General features: G+C 53.3%; 19 protein-coding genes and 1 tRNA gene. 5 read left to right on the forward strand and 15 right to left on the reverse strand.

All coding sequences use genetic code 11. The annotated features are described in order from the left end of the window. Nucleotides 1–169: 169 nt before the first annotated feature. The 7 genes from O2N63_RS12560 to ypfJ all read right to left on the reverse strand — a co-directional run bounded on the left by O2N63_RS12560 (nt 170) and on the right by ypfJ (nt 9,021). On the reverse strand, nt 170–2,269 hold the full coding sequence (locus tag O2N63_RS12560; RefSeq protein ID WP_271054625.1) for a Hint domain-containing protein: 2,100 nt from the start codon (nt 2,267–2,269) through the stop codon (nt 170–172). Between the two features lie 1,159 nt (nt 2,270–3,428). Beyond that, nucleotides 3,429–4,532: a cystathionine gamma-lyase gene (locus O2N63_RS12565; protein WP_271054626.1), complete on the reverse strand. Its 1,104-nt coding sequence runs from the start codon at nt 4,530–4,532 to the stop codon at nt 3,429–3,431. Between the two features lie 63 nt (nt 4,533–4,595). Beyond that, a tRNA-Leu gene (locus O2N63_RS12570) sits at nt 4,596–4,681 on the reverse strand. A gap of 122 nt (nt 4,682–4,803) precedes the next feature. Next, entirely contained in the window at nt 4,804–6,156 is a 1,353-nt protein-coding gene (locus O2N63_RS12575; protein WP_271054627.1) for a TRAP transporter large permease, read from the reverse strand. Further along, nucleotides 6,153–6,695: a TRAP transporter small permease gene (locus tag O2N63_RS12580; protein WP_271054628.1), complete on the reverse strand. Its 543-nt coding sequence runs from the start codon at nt 6,693–6,695 to the stop codon at nt 6,153–6,155. Before O2N63_RS12580 ends, O2N63_RS12575 begins: the two co-directional genes overlap by 4 nt. Before the next feature lie 143 nt (nt 6,696–6,838). Then, nucleotides 6,839–7,876, reverse strand: coding sequence for a TRAP transporter substrate-binding protein (locus O2N63_RS12585; RefSeq protein ID WP_271054629.1), 1,038 nt, complete (start codon nt 7,874–7,876; stop codon nt 6,839–6,841). A gap of 296 nt (nt 7,877–8,172) precedes the next feature. Continuing rightward, on the reverse strand, nt 8,173–9,021 hold the full coding sequence (gene ypfJ, locus O2N63_RS12590) for a KPN_02809 family neutral zinc metallopeptidase (protein ID WP_271054630.1): 849 nt from the start codon (nt 9,019–9,021) through the stop codon (nt 8,173–8,175). Between the two features lie 126 nt (nt 9,022–9,147). Between ypfJ and O2N63_RS12595 the strand changes: the two genes are divergently transcribed. Next, nucleotides 9,148–9,726, forward strand: a complete 579-nt coding sequence (locus O2N63_RS12595; RefSeq protein ID WP_271054631.1) for a YqaA family protein — start codon at nt 9,148–9,150, stop codon at nt 9,724–9,726. Beyond that, complete coding sequence (locus O2N63_RS12600; RefSeq protein ID WP_271054632.1) at nt 9,723–10,226, forward strand: disulfide bond formation protein B; 504 nt, start codon at nt 9,723–9,725, stop codon at nt 10,224–10,226. Before O2N63_RS12595 ends, O2N63_RS12600 begins: the two co-directional genes overlap by 4 nt. A gap of 63 nt (nt 10,227–10,289) precedes the next feature. On the opposite strand, the gene O2N63_RS12605 is transcribed toward O2N63_RS12600, so the two are convergent. Then, entirely contained in the window at nt 10,290–11,024 is a 735-nt protein-coding gene (locus O2N63_RS12605; RefSeq protein ID WP_408629818.1) for an RNA methyltransferase, read from the reverse strand. A gap of 78 nt (nt 11,025–11,102) precedes the next feature. On the opposite strand from O2N63_RS12605, the gene O2N63_RS12610 reads away from it, so the two are divergent. Both O2N63_RS12610 and O2N63_RS12615 read left to right on the forward strand, forming a co-directional pair. Further along, entirely contained in the window at nt 11,103–11,432 is a 330-nt protein-coding gene (locus O2N63_RS12610) for a TfoX/Sxy family protein (RefSeq protein WP_271054634.1), read from the forward strand. Nucleotides 11,433–11,512: 80 nt separating this feature from the next. Continuing rightward, nucleotides 11,513–12,145, forward strand: coding sequence for a thiamine phosphate synthase (locus O2N63_RS12615; protein WP_271054635.1), 633 nt, complete (start codon nt 11,513–11,515; stop codon nt 12,143–12,145). Between the two features lie 110 nt (nt 12,146–12,255). On the opposite strand, the gene O2N63_RS12620 is transcribed toward O2N63_RS12615, so the two are convergent. From O2N63_RS12620 to O2N63_RS12635, 4 genes are all read right to left on the reverse strand, one after another. Continuing rightward, complete coding sequence (locus O2N63_RS12620; protein ID WP_271054636.1) at nt 12,256–12,381, reverse strand: hypothetical protein; 126 nt, start codon at nt 12,379–12,381, stop codon at nt 12,256–12,258. 110 nt (nt 12,382–12,491) lie between these two features. Further along, a complete protein-coding gene (locus O2N63_RS12625; RefSeq protein ID WP_271054637.1) occupies nt 12,492–13,370 on the reverse strand; it encodes a lysophospholipid acyltransferase family protein in 879 nt (292 codons plus the stop codon). Next, complete coding sequence (locus O2N63_RS12630) at nt 13,367–14,158, reverse strand: GNAT family N-acetyltransferase (protein WP_271054638.1); 792 nt, start codon at nt 14,156–14,158, stop codon at nt 13,367–13,369. Before O2N63_RS12630 ends, O2N63_RS12625 begins: the two co-directional genes overlap by 4 nt. A 101-nt stretch (nt 14,159–14,259) precedes the next feature. Then, nucleotides 14,260–14,448: a DUF3553 domain-containing protein gene (locus O2N63_RS12635; RefSeq protein ID WP_271054639.1), complete on the reverse strand. Its 189-nt coding sequence runs from the start codon at nt 14,446–14,448 to the stop codon at nt 14,260–14,262. A gap of 29 nt (nt 14,449–14,477) precedes the next feature. Here O2N63_RS12635 and O2N63_RS12640 point away from each other — a divergent pair, with 29 nt between their 5' ends. Further along, the gene (locus tag O2N63_RS12640; protein ID WP_271054640.1) at nt 14,478–15,074 is read left to right on the forward strand and encodes a histidine phosphotransferase family protein; all 597 of its coding nucleotides are present in this window, start codon (nt 14,478–14,480) and stop codon (nt 15,072–15,074) included. Nucleotides 15,075–15,162: 88 nt separating this feature from the next. Here the strand turns inward: O2N63_RS12640 and O2N63_RS12645 are convergent, their stop codons facing one another. Genes O2N63_RS12645 through obgE form a run of 3 tightly spaced genes read right to left on the reverse strand, consistent with a single transcriptional unit; the run spans nt 15,163 to nt 18,575 of the window. After that, nucleotides 15,163–16,410, reverse strand: a complete 1,248-nt coding sequence (locus O2N63_RS12645; RefSeq protein WP_271054641.1) for a glutamate-5-semialdehyde dehydrogenase — start codon at nt 16,408–16,410, stop codon at nt 15,163–15,165. Between the two features lie 39 nt (nt 16,411–16,449). Continuing rightward, entirely contained in the window at nt 16,450–17,556 is a 1,107-nt protein-coding gene (gene proB, locus O2N63_RS12650) for a glutamate 5-kinase (RefSeq protein ID WP_271054642.1), read from the reverse strand. Beyond that, entirely contained in the window at nt 17,544–18,575 is a 1,032-nt protein-coding gene (gene obgE, locus O2N63_RS12655) for a GTPase ObgE (RefSeq protein WP_271054643.1), read from the reverse strand. Before obgE ends, proB begins: the two co-directional genes overlap by 13 nt. Nucleotides 18,576–18,641 lie beyond the last annotated feature (66 nt).

Below are 18,641 nucleotides of genomic sequence, written 5' to 3' on the forward strand. Positions count from 1 at the left end.
CCCATTTCCACCTATGTCTCTCTAGCCGCACGTATTTCTTTATGAGCAACGACCTCGTCATGACGTTCAACGGGCTAAATCATATTGGGTCCCGCGCCAATTGCACGAGACCCATGGTTTCAACCCCCGTTGAAACTTAGTTAATCCGCCGTTCAAGTGGACCATTCATCTATGTAAGCAACGCCGCTTCGTGTTTTTTCAACGTTCGACGCGCAGATTCGTAGTCCTCCAACCCTTCGCGCGATGCCAGTTCGGGGAACAATTCGAAAATCTCATTTCGTTGTGAGTTTCCAATACCTTTGAGTGAGTAATCACTTGGTTGGAAGCTTTCAGTCCAGGCCCCATCCGACAACACAACCTCATGCCGGTCAAACATGAAGTGAATATAGGTCATTCCGCGTGTTTCCGCCTGAAAGATCCCTTTGTTGTCCACCAGATGCTTTGCAGCTGCGAGAACCTCGCGTTCATCAAAGTAAAGCGTGGTGCGATCATTGGCTACCAAGACACGATGGTTCGGACTTACCATCAAATCTCGTTCCGGCAGACCATTGCCCAAAGAACCGGCTGTGATCAGGATCGGCTTTAGGTGCCCCGACTTTCTCATATCCTGCCAGCTGACCGGTTTGCCCCCGACCCAACGGATTTCCTGAATGCCATTGTCCCGTGTAATTACCCGGTCGCCGACCCGCAGTTCTTCGACCCTACGTTCGCCTTTTGGCGTCGCAATCAGCGTGCCTGGTGTAAAGCAGGGAGTGACGTTTTCGATGTTGAAGAATTCCATCGTACCGGTGCTGTCACCGTTTTCATCGAAGAACTCGACCACACCGTTTTCAGAATTTTCCGGATCATAGGTTACATGAAGTGATCCATTGCTTGGTGCAGCACCCGTCAGGTCCAGCGTATCCCAATCGTTTCCGCCTTCATTGCCATCAACAACATCGCCACTGTTGACGTTAATAAAGGTGTCACGATCATCACCACCCGACATGGTATCCGTACCCGACCCACCATCAATCAGGTCGTCACCCAAATTCCCGTAGATCGTGTCGTTCCCGTCACCACCGTAAATCGTATCGTCGAAGGTGCCGTCTGTGCCGGAACCATTGTTGAGATCGGGATCATAGATTTCATAAAAGTCCGAATACTGAACAACAAAGTCGTTTTCGGGACCAGTATTCAGAATGGGGCCGTCATCCGGGGCTGACCCATTTGAGTTACCTTCGACAGAATAGAAGATTTCATCTGTGCTGCCCTTGATCGATACCCCGATCACAGGTTCCAACCCCTCAAGTGTTGGGTCTTGGGAAATCACAAAAGCCTGTAGTTGGGCGTAGAAGTCATCCAGATCATTGCTGATGAAGGTCTCTGAACTGGAATCTGGGAATTCATCTACTTTCACCGAATAGTCAAATTCGCCATCACCATCGGTGTCATAGTAGAGAACGATGTTGGATATATCGTGCTCAAACTCATCAAAATAGTCGGTGTCATCGTAATTATCGCCGTGCAGCACGTCATTTCCTGTACCGCCATGGATCAGATCGTCACCTACACCGCCGAAAACCGTGTCATCACCGCTGCCGGCATAAATCTCGTCATCCCCGAGCCCAGCCTTGACTAGATCATCGCCATTACCCGCCTGCACGATGTCATCGTTGGGTTCTTCACCCGACAGGATTGCATCACCTGCGTCTATTAAATCGCCATGAGGATCTCCGGTATACGAGGTGTCGATCACATCGTTTCCGTCGGTACCGTCAACGATGCCATCTGGCTGCGCGTCAAGTGCTGCGAAAGTTGTGTCGTTAACGCTCTGGTCCGTGTGCCAACCGCTATCGATCTCCCCGGTGATTTCCAAAATCTCGATATTGGAAATATCCAGATTATCCAATGTGCCACCATCCAACAGATCGGTAATGAAAAGATCTCCGTTCTGCATCTGCACCAAAACAACTTCGATGGTCTGTACTGAACCATCTGCCAAAGTGATCTCAGCAAGCGCGCTCATGGTGCTGTCTGTGGTCTGGCTGGCTTCGCCAGTACCTGTGTCGTATGTGACGTAATCGCTATTCGGATTGCCCTCATCCACATCGATCACGCCATCATGATTGCGATCTACTGCGGTGACGGTTACCAGGCTCAATTCAGAATAATCGTGTTCCAACCCAATCAGGGTATCAGCGAGTTCTGTGGTGAAATCGCCTTCAACACTGTCGGTGGTTGAATAATTACCGAGATAAATCAGAGTGGGATAAGTATAGGCAGCCATTTTATTTTGTAACCTTGCTCAAATTTATCCGCCCCAAGGCTTTGATTAAAAAGTTGATTGCCGGGATGTCGCAGGTTTTCTGGTATAGATCTCGCACATTGATTTTGCCGGGAAAGAAAGACGCAATCCCGAATGATCTGTTGTGTTGTGCGTAAGCCTTGAGAAATGCCTCCCGATCAAACATGCAAAATTGGACGGGGACAGGTACAATAGCACTCATAAAAATATATCCTCTACTCTTCACAGCCAACGCGCCCACTTGTTGGTTCGCAGTTGGTATCTTCCCCTGTACACCAAATCTGTTGGTACGCTCAGATCCGCATCCATGTGACAATGTTCGCATCGCCATTTCTCGATCCTCAGTTTGCACACCCTTCACAGGGCGTTGGTCATCTCATTGGCGACCGCACGAACCAAGGTTTGTTGTACCCGTTTTTGGAGAAGAAAAACCGATTTGGCCCAGAACCAACCGTAGACCGGCAAAGAACCGTCCCGAGCATTTCGCGTTCAAATGTGCCAATTTACCTTCTGGCAAACAACGGACACACTCCCTCCATGGGTTACACCATGAAACTTGTGCGGCCGCCCCCGTGGCCTATAGATTTCGCCCCCCAGTGGGCCATTACAAATTATCGAAAATCCCCCCCTAACCAAAGGGGAAAAAGCGAACACAGACTGCCCAGGAAAAAAGAAGTGGTTAATTTTTGGACAAAATGTGGAAAAAATAAGGCAGTCGGATTTTAACGATTGTTTCCTATAAATTGTTCTTTCTCACAGAAAACGTGCAAAGCATTCACTTTGAATTTGCAATTAACCAGGAAAAATTCTTTTTTTATTAGGGGTGAAATCCCGCATAAGTGGTAATCTTTGTGCATTTGTTTCCAGATCCTACACAGTCTTCACCGTATGAATACGGAAATAGAGTTCACTGAAATAATCTATATATTGTATGAAATTTTACGGATGTTTGATCTTCTATTGGGGTCAATTCTTTCAAATTCGACAGATTGTTTCCTGATGATAAATTACCGTTGGAGAAGCTTTAGAATCGTTAGCAACTACCTGTGTAGAATTCACAGGGGCGACTAACAGCGTTCAAACCATATTGAAGTGACGCAAGCCAAAGGCATGTTTGACGATAACGAGCTTCACAATTCAATTAGATACTGGAAAGGCTGTTCAGAATGTCATCCAATAGTGCCGAAACCGGCTCGCAGCCTACGGATAGTCTTACATACCCAGCTGGGACGTCATCTCCCCAGCGGGCGCGACGTTCGGCAGAACTATGAACCCCACCAAAAGACGTTGCCGGTCGCAGGAACTTGCAGCCGGAAATGAACCTTTCCGCAGCGGACTCATTTTTCAGCGTCATCGTAATAAGAAAACCAAACGTTGACATTTGCTGCGACGCGATCAAGTGACCCGGGTCATCCGGCAATCCCGGATAGCGTATTGATATCAGGTTTTTATGACCCTCAAAAGCGGTCGCGATTTCTAGCGCCGACTGACACATACGATCAAACCGGACATCCAGCGTTTCAAGCCCTCGATGCAACAACCACGCGGCCTGAGGACCGGGAATGGCCCCTGACATCTTTCGCCAGCTTACAACGCGCCCGAACAGCGTCTCGTCCCGCGTGGCCACATGGCCCATCAACAAGTCTGAATGCCCACCTGGCGCCTTGGTATCGGATGCCACAACGATATCGGCACCAAGATCCAGTGGTCGTTGCCCAAGCGGTGTCATCGTCGTGTTGTCAACGATACTCACCCCTCCCGCAGAACGAACCCGCGCCGTGACACCGGCGAGGTCACAAAGATCGAGGCCCGGATTGGATGGGGTTTCGATGAAGACAACCTGATAGCTGCTCATATCATCCAGATCGTAGTCCAGAGTGCGTTTTTCGATAATCTCCACACCAAGACCGGACAGAAATTCCTGTGCCAACACCCGGGTCACATAATAACCGTCTGACGGTATCAGAACCCGATCCCCGGCTTTCACCGTGGCAAAGAGAGCGGCTGATATTGCGGCCATTCCAGAGGGGAACGCCACACATGGGGCGTCCTCCAAATGGCTGAGCAGATGTTCCAACACTTCCCAAGTGGGATTGTCCACCCGCCCATAACCCGCATGACCTGCTGGATCTCCCGGCAGATGAAACATCGAGCTAGTGACCAGAGGAGGAGCAATTGGCTCCCCTTTTGACAGGTCTTGCCCGCGCAGGTGCAGCGTTTTTGCACGTTTTTTATTGCTGAACATCACGTCCCTCTCAATCGAAATATCACAATGATCACCCCGATTGTCAGGGTTTGTCGAGGGGATTGGTGCCCAAGGTGAGACTCGAACTCACACGATGTTACCATCGGGGGATTTTGAATCCCCTGCGTCTACCATTCCGCCACTTGGGCACGTTCACATCGGATACAATTGCCGCGCGGAGAGGTCAACGGGTGAAAACACGGTTTTTTGACAAAGTGAGGCCCCGCCACGATTTTCATGGCGGGGTCGTTTCTAAAACTGGCGTATCTCGTCAGAACAAGACGCCCACAAGCCAGAGCGTGATCCCTGGGAAAGCAACCAACACCACCACACGAATAAGGTCTGACAGCACAAACGGGGCCACGCCACGATAGGTTTGCACCATGGGAATGTCGCGTGCCATCGAGTTGATAATGAAGAGGTTCATGCCGACGGGAGGCGTGATCAACCCGACCTCAACGACAATCAGCGCAAGGATACCAAACCAGATCCCTGCCTCTTCTGGGGTCAGTCCAAAATCTAGAACTTCAACAATCGGATAGAAGATCGGGATGGTCAGCAGGATCATGGACAGGCTGTCCATCACGCATCCGAATATCAGGTAAGCCACCAGCATCAGTGCCAAGATCAGAAGGGGTGAGAAGCCTTGCCCGACGACCCAATCCGCAAGCTGCATCGGTGCTTGCGTGAAAGCCAAGAACGAGTTGAAGATCTGCGCGCCCAACACGATGAAGAAAATCATTGCGGTGGATTGTGCAGTGGCCAGAACGCTGTCGAGGAACCCTTTCCAAGTCAGCCCACCGGTCATAACGCCGTAAAGCCCAGTGGCAACAGCGCCAACGGCTGCACCCTCGGTGGGCGTAAACAGTGCCTGAACGCCGGTCTTGGTCCAATTCCAGTCTCCTGCGATACCGCCCATGACCAATCCGAAAATCACTACCACCGGCCAGATCGACAGGAGTGTACGGAACCGATGCCCATAGGGAACCCGTTCCGCAGTTGTGGCGCTGTCAGGATTGATGCGCACCATAACGGCGACAGTCAGCATGTAACCAAGTGCGGCAAGGATCCCCGGAACCAAAGCTGCAATGAACATCTTCACGATGTTCTGCTCGGTCAGGATCGCGTAGATCACGAGGATGACGGATGGAGGGATGAGAATGCCCAACGTCCCACCAGCTGCCAACACCCCGGTGGACAGCGCATCGGAATATCCGCGTTTGCGCATCTCAGGCAAAGCCACCTGCCCCATGGTGGAGGCGGTCGCCAGCGAAGAACCACAGACCGCGCCAAAGCCGGCACAGGCCCCCACGGCAGCCATCGCCACACCGCCTTTGCGGTGGCCCAGCCAGTCAGATGCCGCATTAAACAATGCCCCGGACATACCCGATTTGGTGGCAAACTGCCCCATCAGCAGGAACAGCGGTACAATTGACAGCGAGTAGCTTGAGAACGTGTCATATGAAAGCGTCTTGAGCTGGCTCAGCGTCACCTTCGGGTGACCCATCATGTACCAGATCCCAAAAAACCCGGTCAGCCCCATAGCAAGTCCAATGGGCAGGCGCAGGAAAATCGCCAAAAGCATCAGCGCAAAGGCGAGTATTGCAAGTTCGATACCGGTCATACGTGGCGCTCCTTGCCATCCAGAACCCAATTAAATGACCGCCATGTGGTATAGGCAGCAACGAGCAGGAAAAATCCGGCCCCGATCGTGCAGAGGCCGAAGGGGATCCAAAGCGGGACCTCAAGCTCGTATGTGCTTTCGGCAAAGAACGGTTTCGATCCCAAATTGAAAAATGCCCGGACAGCGTCAGAGCCATAGGGAAACTTTTCACCAAACCCCAGCCACAAGCGCCACAGAATGATAAAGGCCGCACCGGTCAGCAAAACATCTCCGATAAATCCCAATATCGCCTGTTTGCGATCAGATAAACGCGAAATGAAGATATCGACCGTTACGTGGCCGCGCTTCAGTTGGCACCAGGGCATGAAGGCGAATACGGCCACAGCACAGCCCATTTCAACAATTTCAAAATCACCTTTGACCGGGGCCAGGCCGAAACCGGAAAGCGCACGACCAATGATCGAGACCACAGTTGTCAACGCGATGGCGACCAACACTGCCCCACCAGAATAGGCCATCCAGCGGCTGAGAAATTCCATGAGGCGCCCGACGCGCTGTTCCGCAGATTTCGCAATTGCCACGTTGCCCCCTCCCTCTGACTGTTCCCGGATTTGTTCAGGGTATATCTAAGAAAAATCCGGGCACACCACGAAGGTTGCCCGGAAATTTGTTCAACACCAGATCACTGGTCGGCGTATTTCGCTATAAGATCTTTAGCCAAAGCGACCATGCCCTCGCCATCGAGCCCTTTCGACGTCATGTCAGCGGCCCAGGCTTCGACCTGTGCATCACCGATGGTTTTGATTTCGGCCACCAGCGCCGGATCCAGTTCGTGGATCTTATTATCGGTACCGGCCACGATTTCACGACCGATTACGTCCCCTTTGTCGAATGAGGCCCCAGCCCAACCCGAGGTTTCCAAACCGGAGTTGGCGTCGATTACGGCCTTCAGATCGTCCGGCAGACCGGCATAGGTGTCCTTGTTCATCGCCCAGATGAAGAAAGTGTTATAGAGCGAACGGTCACCCGGGATTTCGGTATGCGCGTCCGCCAGTTCATGCACTTTCAGGGGCGGAACGATTTCCCACGGGATCACGCCCCCTTCAACGACACCTTTCGACAGGCTTTCCGGGAAGGTCGGCAACGGCATCCCTACCGGGGTCGCGCCGAGAGTTTCAAAGAGTGTATTGGCCTGACGCGATGGGCCGCGCAGTTTCAGGCCGTCAAAATCTGCAAGCGCCATGACAGGCTCGCCTTTTTTGTGGATCACACCCGGACCATGCACGTGGGTGGCGAGAAGATGCACATCACCCATGCGATCTTTCAGGTATTTCTCTGAAAACTCCCACGCTGCTTTCGAAGACGCTTCGGCGTTGCGGCCCGTCATGAAGGGCAGCTCAAATGCTTCTGCCTCAGGGAAACGACCGGGTGTGTAAGCTGGCAGCGCCCAGCCACAATCAATTACACCATCGCGGATCTGATCATAAAGGGCCTGTGGTTTACCGCCCAATTGCATGGCCGGGTAAAGTTCAACTTTGATACGGCCACCGCTTTCTTTTTCCACTTTCTCAGCCCAAGGCGTCATGAAATAGAGCGGGGTCGATCCTTTCGGCGGCAGGAAGTGCTGACACCGGAGTGTGACCTCTTGCGCAAAACTTGCTGTGGCTGTGAAGCCCAGAACGACAGCACCGGCAAGGGCAGTTTTCAGAGTGAATTTCATTTCGCTTCCTCCCAAAAGGCGAACGTTACATTTCTTGCAGGCAATGACCCGTGAGCCTCATATTATTGCCCGTCGAGGCGATAAGAGCAGGCTTATGAGCGTTAAGCAAGAACAATCGACCGACCGGTCAGCTTTACTGCGACGCAACTTCCTTTTGGTAGCCATATTTCATTGCATATGCAACAGTATACTTAACCTGTTATATTTCTGAAAGAAATTGATCCATGACGGGAAAACCAAATCTTCATACCTACGGATTCTTGAGCGTAAGAATCAGATTCGAGAGTATCAACCTGTCAGATTCGATTGGCTGAAAAGGTATCGCATTTCCGAATATCTCCAGTTTTATACCCGGTGCTGAACCAGCGCATTCGCTGTTCCGATGTCCCATGGGTGAAGGTGTGTGGCATCGGAGTTCGACCTGCGTTTTGCTGCAAAGTATCATCACCAATCTGACGAGCAGCATTTACAGCTTCGCCAATATCGCCTTGTTCTAGTGTTCCAAATTGTTGTTCAACTTCCCTTGCCCAAAGGCCCGAAAAACAATCCGCCTGCAATTCAATCCGCACAGAAATTCCGTTGCTTTCAGACTGACTGACCTGCTGGCGCAGTTGATTGGCTCTACCCAGGATTCCTAATTCATTTTGCACATGGTGCGCGACTTCGTGGGCAACGACATAAGCGGCAGCAAAATCACCGCCTGCCCCAAGCTTTTGAGACATTGTGGTGAAAAAACCTGTGTCCAAATAAACCTTGCGATCGCCGGGACAATAGAATGGGCCAGTGGCTCCAGAAGCACCGCCACACGGGCTTTGGGTTATTCCTTTGTAAAGCACCAGCGTGACAGGAGTATACTGATCTCCCAACTGTTTGCGGAAAATTCCGGCCCAGACTTCTTCTGTGTCGGCAAGAGTCACCGAAACGAACTCGCCCGCCTGACGATCTGCATCAGTAATTGTGCCTCCGGTGGATTGTGGCGCAAGGCTATCTTCCAACAATGGCGAAACATCCACACCGGTAAAATAGCCAATAGCCACAATGGCAAGGATCCCAAGCCCCCCCAGCTGCATACCGCCACGACCGCCGCCCCTGCGACCTCGCCGATCTTCGATATTGCGACTTCCGCGTCGCCCTTTCCATTTCATGCCTCGCTCCCTTACTCGTAAATTAACACCAGTCTACTGCAGCTTTCGATTACCTCAAACAAGATTGCTTGACCTTCCCTTACGGTCATGTTTCGTGGAGGAAAGAAATTGAAATCTGAGACGAGCATGATCAGACGCCTCTACAACTGGACGATGGGTTTGGCTGAACATCCCCATGCCCTATGGGCGCTGGCCTTTGTTGCCTTTTTGGAAAGCTCGGTCTTTCCGATCCCGCCAGACATCCTGATGATCCCGATGATTATAGCCGCCCCAAGCCGCGCCTTCCTGATTGCTGGCATTGCACTGGTGTCTTCAGTTCTGGGAGGCATGTTTGGATATCTGATCGGCTGGGGTGTGTTTGAAAGCGTCGGGCGGCCTGTGCTTGAGTTCTATGGCAAGACAGACAATTTCGACACCTTTGCCCAAACCTATAATGACTGGGGTGCCTGGGCGGTGCTGATCGCTGGTGTTACCCCCTTCCCATATAAGGTCATCACTATTCTCTCGGGGTCCACCGGATTGAATTTTGGCGTCTTCATGGTGGCATCCGTCATCGCCCGCGGCCTGCGTTTCTTTATTGTGGCCGCACTCTTGTGGAAATTCGGTGCTCCGATCCGAGACTTCATTGAGCGTCGATTGGGGCTTGTATTCACTCTCTTCGTGGTGATCCTTCTTGGTGGCTTCTATCTGGTGAAATACCTATGAACATGATCCGAAACCTGACCTTTACTAAACTTGTGATCCTCGCGACCGCCGGTTCCATCTTTGTACTGGGCGGGGCCTTTATATTTCAGGCCCTTGGCTATGCCCCCTGCAAACTCTGCCTGTGGCAGCGCTGGCCCCATGCGGCGGCCATCGTGTTTGGAGGGGCAGCGCTTGCCTCACAAAAACGTATTCTGGCGTGGCTTGGTGCAGCGTCTGCCGCAACCACATCAGCGACCGGCGTATACCATTCAGGTGTTGAACGCGCTTTGTGGGAAGGTCCGACAACCTGCTCCGGGTCCAGCAATATCGGTAGCATGAGCGCCGATGACCTTCTCAACAGCATCATGACCGCGCCTTTGGTGCGGTGCGACGAAATCCCGTGGAGGGTGTCGGACATGATCCCTCTTGAGATCCTCGACATCACGATGGCCAATCTGAATGCACTGGGATCTGCGGTATTTGCAATCCTCTGGATCATGGCTGTGCGCAAAGCGGACTAATCTCGGCACGCCGACATGAAGCACCCGCTCAAATCGGGCGGGTGTTTTTGATCAAGTATCGTCTTATTTATTGTCGATCTTGCGCAACAGCTGGCGCAACATTCCGTGGAACATCTGCACATCCTGACGTGTCAGCGGCATCCGGCTCCACATGTTGCGCAGGTTAACCTTCATCACCTCGGCTTTGGTCTCGGGGAAGAAGAACCCTTGCTCATCAAGGCGTGCCTCATAATGTTCCGCGAGTTTTTCGACCTCGATCACGCTTGCGGTTTCGGTAGTGGGCATCGACAGCACTTCATGTTCCACGTCAGCGGTCTGGCGGCGGAACTCATAGGCGGTCAGCAAAACGCATTGAGCAAGATTTAAAGATGCAAACTCGGGGTTGACCGGCACTGTGATGATGGCGTTGGCGACGGCCACATCATCATTCTCAAGCCCCGTGCGTTCAGGCCCAAAAAGAATGGCAACCTTTCGCCCGTCTCGCTGCATCTCGCGGCTCATGGCCATGGCGCGTTCAGGGCTGACCACCGGTTTGGTCATCTCTCTCGACCGCGCCGTGGTGGCAAAGACAAAATCACAATCCCCAACTGCATCTGCCACGCTGTCATGAATGGTTGAGGCGTCCAGAACACGCCCGGCACCCGAGGCCATCGCGACAGCATCCGGATTGGGCCATCCATCCCGCGGGGCCACAATTCGCATCCGCTCGAGCCCGAAGTTCAGCATCGCACGCGCGGCGGAACCGATATTCTGCCCCATTTGCGGACGCACCAGCACAATTGCGGGATCAGGACCCAATTCGCTCATCTTGTCAGACCTTTCCAAATCACCGCGCCGTGATACGCTGGCCCTACCCCCATTTGCAAGGAGGCACGAATGGCGTTTGACCCGGAAGTGTATGAAATCCTCGCCCATGACCTGATCGCGACCCCGGATATTGTGGAAAAGAAGATGTTTGGCGGCATCGCATTTATGTTGGCGGGCAATATGTTGTGCGGTGTTCACAGGGACGGAGCAATGTACCGCGTCGGAAAGGAGAACGAAGCTGAGGCACTGGCGCTTGATGGGGTGGAACCAATGGCATTTACCGGGCGGCGAATGGGTGGTTTTATCGATGCAAGCCGGGAGGCACTGAATGATGACGCAATTCGCGCCCAGCTGTTGCAACTTGCCACTTCATATGTTGCCACCCTACCCGCTAAATAACGCCCCTCTTGCAAAAACCGTCAATTGGCTCAATAAGCGCGAGAAGAAATTGGACGGGCAGTCTGGAAAGGACCAACGACATGGCTGATGCACAAGAGATGGAACATCCGCAGCTTTACCTTCTTACCCCTCCGGAATTTGAGCTGTCGACATTCCCGACCGAGCTGGCGCGCGTGCTGGACTCCGCAGAGGTCGCCTGCCTGCGGCTGACCTTGGCCACTACGGACGAAGACCGGATCATGCGCGCCGCCGACGCCTGCCGGGAAGTGGCCCATGCCCGTGACGTACCGATTGTAATCGCAGAACATGCGCTGATGGTGGAACGTCTGGGATTGGATGGGGTACATCTTGGCGACGGCGCCCGCCGCATGCGTAAAACCCGCACCGAACTTGGTCAGGACGCCATCATTGGCGCTTTCTGTTCAGACAGCCGCCATGAGGGCATGAATGCGGGTGAAAACGGTGCCGATTACATCAGCTTTGGTCCGGTCGGAAATTCAGTTCTGGGGGATGGATCGCGCGCTGAACACGATCTGTTCGCCTGGTGGAGCGAGATGATCGAAGTTCCTGTTGTGGCGGAAGGCGCGCTGGATGAGGAAATAATTCGTCAGCTCTCACCTGTCACCGATTTCTTTGCGATCGGTGAGGAAATCTGGCGCAGTGACGACCCTGTTTCAGCGCTGTCTAATCTGACAGAAGCGATGAAAGTCTAAAACTGTACATCAAGAAAGAGGGGCGCGCGGATGATCCACACGCCCCTTTGAAATTGTATCATTCGCACACCGGGCGCTTTGCCGCCTTTGGTGAGTGGATTACCAAACCATCAGAACATGTTCTGAACTGCTTCCGCGCCCGTGTGCACATCGCGTGACGCGCCTTTTACCGTTTCGCATCCTGCCAGAGCAACCATCGCGAGGATGCAGGAAACCAGTGCAAATCTTTGTGTCATCTATTCAAACCCCGTCTGTGAGTGAGATTGAGTGTTTCGGTTTGCACCGGTTTTAGCGCAATTATCTCCGACGTAAAATAATTTAGCTCATCACGTCTACACACTCTTGGTTAAAACTGGTGGACGGTGCCCAATTCCTCATCGGTTCCATCTGTTTGCTTTTCGATATCAAGCTCTCCCAAGCCGGCGCGTATCTCGGTTTCGCAATGCGCGGCCAACGCCTTTCGACTGGCGAAATCGGTGACCTTGACCGGGTCATGGTACACAACTTCGACCCGCCCCTGTCGCCTGGCCGCCAGAGTTTGTAAAAGATGCGGGGCAAATTCCATATCCCCCCACCAGCCATAAAACCGCGGATCTTCCCCTTCTGGGGCGAAATAGCGCACGGTCACTGGCTGGACCCACATGAATTCACGCAATTCAGGCGCAAAGAACGCCGCAAAAAGAGTTGATTTAAATGGCAGAACCCTGCGTGCGTCCGACGAAGTTCCTTCCGGGAAAAACAAAAGCTTGTGCCCAAGCGACAGCCGCTCTCGAAAAATCTCGATCTGACTGGCGGCTTCTTTTCGATCACGCTTAATGAAAACGGTGCCCGTCGCCTTTGCAAGCCAACCAATTCCCGGCCAATTCGCAACCTCTGCCTTAGACACGAAATACACCCGCTTTTTGGCATTCAGGGAAAAAATATCAAGCCAGCTTCCGTGATTGGCCACCACCGCCCCTTTTTCACGCATTTGTTGCCCGCGGGCTTTAAAAGGAATGCCAAGGATCGCAAACGCGGATCGGCAGACAAATTGGGTGAGATATGGCGTAACGGGTCTGTCATGACCGCAAATGGGGCGTTCGATCAGACGGACTAGGATCAGGATCAAGAGCCCGCCAAAAACCAATACCGCCAGCGGAACGCCGCGCATAATCGCCCGCAACGTCCCTTTTATACCGGGGCGAAACACGTGAGGTTCTTTTTCACCATGCCATAATGCGGTCATGCTTTTGGACCCGTTTTTTCAGACGTGTAGATTGCTTTGTGTTTTGCGCTCATTTGCTTTGTATCCATGATCAAACAAATATCGGTTGTGTTAAAGGCGTGATCCACAAATGCGCCGTCACCGACATAACCACCAAGTCGCAGATAGGCTTTGATCAACGCAGGGACCGCGGCCATCGCTTCAGGACGGTTAATCTTGTTTTCGTCAATCAGGTCCATGGGTTGATAGACTTCAGGCTGAGCGCGCACCCGCAACGCAGAGGGCGCGAGATGTCGATGGTACAACAAAGAAAGCGGTGCTTTTAGTTCATCGATATCCGTACCGTGGAATGAGGCCACTCCAAACAGAATTTCCACTTCATGTTCAACGACATATTGCGCAAGCCCGGTCCACAAATGCAACATTGCCGCGCCCCCTCGATAATCCGGGTGCAGGCAGGATCGTCCTAATTCCAACAACTTACGACCAGAAGATTTTAACGCGGCGAGGTCGTATTCATCTTCGGAATAGAACCGCCCGGGACCACCATGTTCCAAGGCCATCTGGTCGTCTCGTATCAGGCGATAAACACCGACCGCCTGTTCTCTTCCACGCGCTCGATCAAAAAGGATCAGGTGATCATAAAACGGGTCATACTCATCGCACTCCAGACCTTTTTCATGATCTACCAGCGGCCCGTCGCTGCCCAGTTCGCGCACAAACACCTCATACCGCAAAGCCTGTGCCGCACGAAGGTCATCGTCGTTTTGCGCCAGGCGCAGTTCAAAATCGGGCACTGCTGCGGTCATGTTTTAAACCTCTTTTGGGTTTGTTTGGGATTTAGATGCTGCCTTAGGGTGATGCAAGCCATCATTACACTCGCTAAGGTTGCATTACGCTTTCCGATTGTCTAGGCTTCTGCATCATCAATATCGAAAACCGGAATAAGCTCAATTACTTGCGTATCAATCACTCTTTTACCTGCGTGCTCGAAATTGGCAGTGACCTTGCCACCAATATTCGATTGCACCTGTCCCAGCCCCCAATCCGGCTGTGAAGGATGGCGCACAAACATACCCGGTTCCAGAAGAGATATCATGATATTCCTTTCCACGCAGGAGCGTCCAAATGACCACTGACACCCGAGACCTGACCGCCTTGATCGGTTCGCGCATCTGCCATGACCTTATCAGCCCTTTAGGGGCGATCGGCAATGGGATTGAACTTCTCGAATTGTCCGGCTTGGGAGATATTCCCGAAATGGCGCTAATTTCTGAAAGCGTTCAAAATGCTAACGCTCGAATTCGCTTTTTCCGCATTGCATTTGGGACAGCTAAATCTAATCAGAGCATTTCTGAACGGGACGTGCATTCTGCCCTTACTGACAGCTCTGATCGTAAAATCGACATCAAATGGCAACCTTCCGGTGACCAGCCCCGTGCGCAGGTCAAACTGGCGTTTCTCGTCATTCAATGTATGGAAACCGCAATGCCATGGGGCGGTCAGATCGTCGTAAATGAACAGGACGGCCATTGGAGCATCTGGGCGGAGGCAGAGCGATTGAACGCGGATCCTGCTTTGTGGGACCTTCTGACGTCCCCAAATTCAGATACGGAGGTTTCGCCAGCGCAGGTTCATTACGCCTTAGTGGCTCCAGAGCTTACCGCTCAAGGGTGTAGAGCCGAAGTTGTAGTGTTAAATCAAAGAATTAACGTCATGTATTGAAAATTCATTACCGGCTAGGCACTCATGTGGGCCAAAAAACAAAGAGGCGCTGTTCAGAGCGCCTCTTTCATTTTGTGTCGTCAGAGATTCAGGCCCGCGTGGTGCCATCCCCTTCCACCAGATACTTGAAACTGGTCAACTGCATGGCACCTACCGGGCCGCGGGCATGCATCTTGCCGGTGGCAATGCCAATCTCCGCGCCCATGCCAAATTCCGCTCCATCGGCAAACTGCGTCGAGGCGTTGCGCATCAGGATGGCACTATCGAGACGGGTGAAAAACCTCGCGGCAGTGTCATCATTCTCGGTCATGATGGCATCTGTATGTGATGATGAGTAGCGATTGATATGCTCAATTGCACCATCGACATCTGCAACCAGTTTCGCGGCGATGATGCTGTCCAGATATTCCTTGCCCCAGTCGTCATCCGTGGCTGAAACACTACCCTCTAGCCCCTCACCTGCTCGTACCTCAACCCCAGCCGCAATCAGGTCATCGATAATCTTCTGACCAAGCTCTTTTGCCCCTTCATGGATCAATAGACATTCAGCGGCACCACAGATCCCGGTCCGGCGGGTTTTGGCATTCATCACCACCCGCGCGGTTTTCTCAGCGTCCGCGTCCTTGTCGATATAGATATGTACGATGCCTTCCAGATGGGCAAAAACCGGCACACGTGCTTCGCGCTGCACCAACCCAACCAACCCCTTGCCGCCACGAGGAACAATCACATCAACATGGTCCGTCATGGTCAGCATTTCGCTGACAGCCGCTCGGTCCCGTGTAGGAATACGTTGAATGGCGTCTTCGGGTAGGCCCGCCGCACGCAAACCATCTTGCAGGCAGGAATGGATCACCCCCGTTGAGTGGAAACTTTCCGAGCCACCACGCAAAATAACGGCGTTACCGGCTTTCAGGCACAGAGCGCCCGCATCTGCGGTCACATTGGGGCGGCTTTCATAGATCACTCCGATCACGCCAAGCGGGGTTCGTACGCGTTTGATATGAAGGCCCGAAGGACGGTCCCACTCTTCGGTCACTTGCCCCACCGGATCTTCTTGTACCGCAACCGCACGCAATCCGTCACACATCCCCTTGACGCGGTCTTCATCCAGCATCAGGCGATCCATCATCGCGGGGCTGAGACCTTTGTCACGACCAAATTCCATATCTTTTTCATTGGCTGCGATGATCTCGTTCCTACGCGCCCAGCAAGCATCAGCCGCCGCCAACAAAGCCTTCTCTTTCGCATCTGATGGAGCGAAACCCAGCTTTTTGGATGCAGCGCGTGCACGCTCTCCGATCTGGGTCATCATCTGTTTGATGTCTTCGCTCATCTTACTCTCCGTGTGAAGTTTGCTGTTTATAGAATTGATTTATAGGGACATATCATCCCGGTGTATTAGCGCAGCCCGGCCAGGATAACCAAGCACCTCTTCAATCTGATCCGAGCGTTTACCGGCAATGGCACGCGCTTCATCCGCTGTATATCGAGCAAGGCCCGATCCGATATGCACCCCGTCTGGCCCATGGATCGTCACGCTATCACCGCGTCCGAACGCACCGTAAACGGCGGTTACTCCTGCGGGCAGAAGCGATTTTCCTTGTGTAAGCGCGCGCGCCGCGCCTGCGTCCACCACGATGTCGCCATGGGGTTTCATCGAGGCGATCCAATGTTTGCGTGCCGCTTTTGGGCTGAGGGATGCGGTAAATAGCGTCGCTGTGGCGCCATCTTCCAATGTTTTTAAGGGATTGAGGCGCGAACCTTCAGTGATGGTCATGGCGCAACCCGCACCGGTGGCCGTTTTTGCCGCCATTACCTTGGTTTTCATGCCCCCTTTTGACAGGCCAGTGCCAGCATCCCCGGCCATCGCTTCGATCTCGGGCGTGATCTCCTCAACCACATCAAATCTTGTCGCGGTGGCATCTTCGCGCGGATTCCCGGTGTACAGCCCATCGACATCGGACAAGAGCACAAGATGGTCTGCCCCGATTGTCACGGCCACCTGCGCGGCCAGCCGGTCGTTGTCTCCAAACCGAATCTCATCCGTCGCCACCGTGTCATTTTCGTTCACGATCGGCACAGTCCCCAAAGACAGCAGCGTTTCCAGAGTGGCGCGGGAATTGAGGTAACGTCTTCGGTTTGCACTGTCTTCAAGCGTGACAAGTACCTGGGCAGTGGTCGCACCATGATGGGCCAGCGCCTCTTCATATGCACGGGCCAAGCGAATCTGTCCAACAGCCGCCGCCGCCTGCGCCTGTTCCAGCGACAGTGTGCCGGGCGTCAAACCCAGCACACCGCGGCCAAGCGCGATGGAGCCGGAGGAAACCAGCACCACGTCTGCGCCGCGCGCCTTGAAGGCGGCGACATCTTCTGCCAACGACGCCAGCCAATCGGATTTCAGCGCGCCGGTCGTTGCATCAACCAATAGCGCCGATCCGATCTTGATGACGATACGTTTTGCCGCGCTCAGGGCTGCCATTTCTCAGGATCCTCTGCGGGTTTCTGGCGAATACGGTCGTCTGAGATTTCCTTGCGAAGCGCCCGCAAAACCTCGGTTGTGCCCTGTTTGGCAACCCCTGACATGAGCATGACAGGTCCTGCCACTGCCTCAAGTTCCGCTTTCTTTTCAGCGAGTTCTTCGTCGCTTAACGCATCGGTTTTGTTCAACACCGTCACCCGGGGTTTGTCACCAAGGACTTCACCATAGGATTCGACCTCGGTAATGATGGTCTGCCAATCTCCAGCCACGTCGTCAGATGTGCCGTCAACCAGATGCAAAAGCACCGAGCAACGCTCGACGTGACCGAGAAACAGATCGCCCAGACCCCGCCCTTCTGAAGCGCCTTCGATAAGTCCCGGAATGTCGGCCACGACAAATTCGGCACCGTCCACGCCGACCACACCAAGGTTCGGATGTAGCGTCGTAAAGGGATAGTCTGCAATTTTGGGCCGTGCGTTAGAGGTGGCAGAAAGGAACGTCGACTTACCTGCGTTGGGCAGCCCCAGAAGGCCCACATCTGCAATCAGTTTCAGACGAAGCCAGATAGTGCGGTCAACACCGGGTTGCCCAGGGTTGGCTCGGCGCGGCGCCTGATTGGTTGCAGATTTGAAATGAAGGTTGCCAAATCCCCCATTGCCACCTTTGGCCAGCACCACACGCTGCCCGACTTCGGTCAGGTCTGCAAGAACGGTTTCCTGATCTTCATCAAGGATCTCTGTGCCCACGGGTACACGCAGGACGATGTCCTTGCCATCGGCACCCGTTCGCTGGTTGCCCATGCCAGGGCGACCATTGTCTGCAAAGAAATGCTGCTGATAGCGGAAGTCGATCAGAGTGTTCAGCCCTTCAACCACCTCAGCAATGACCGATCCGCCCTTGCCACCGTCCCCGCCATCGGGGCCACCATATTCGATATATTTCTCACGGCGGAACGACACGCAGCCGCCACCCCCGCCACCGGAGCGGATATAGACCTTGGCGAGATCGAGAAATTTCATGTCTTCTGCCTTTCGGATAGGGCGTTTGCGTGTGGTATATGGCGATAGAGGGAAATGGCCGCAGGC

The sequence above is a fragment of the Aliiroseovarius salicola genome, from assembly GCF_027891095.1.
GTDB lineage: Bacteria > Pseudomonadota > Alphaproteobacteria > Rhodobacterales > Rhodobacteraceae > Aliiroseovarius > Aliiroseovarius salicola.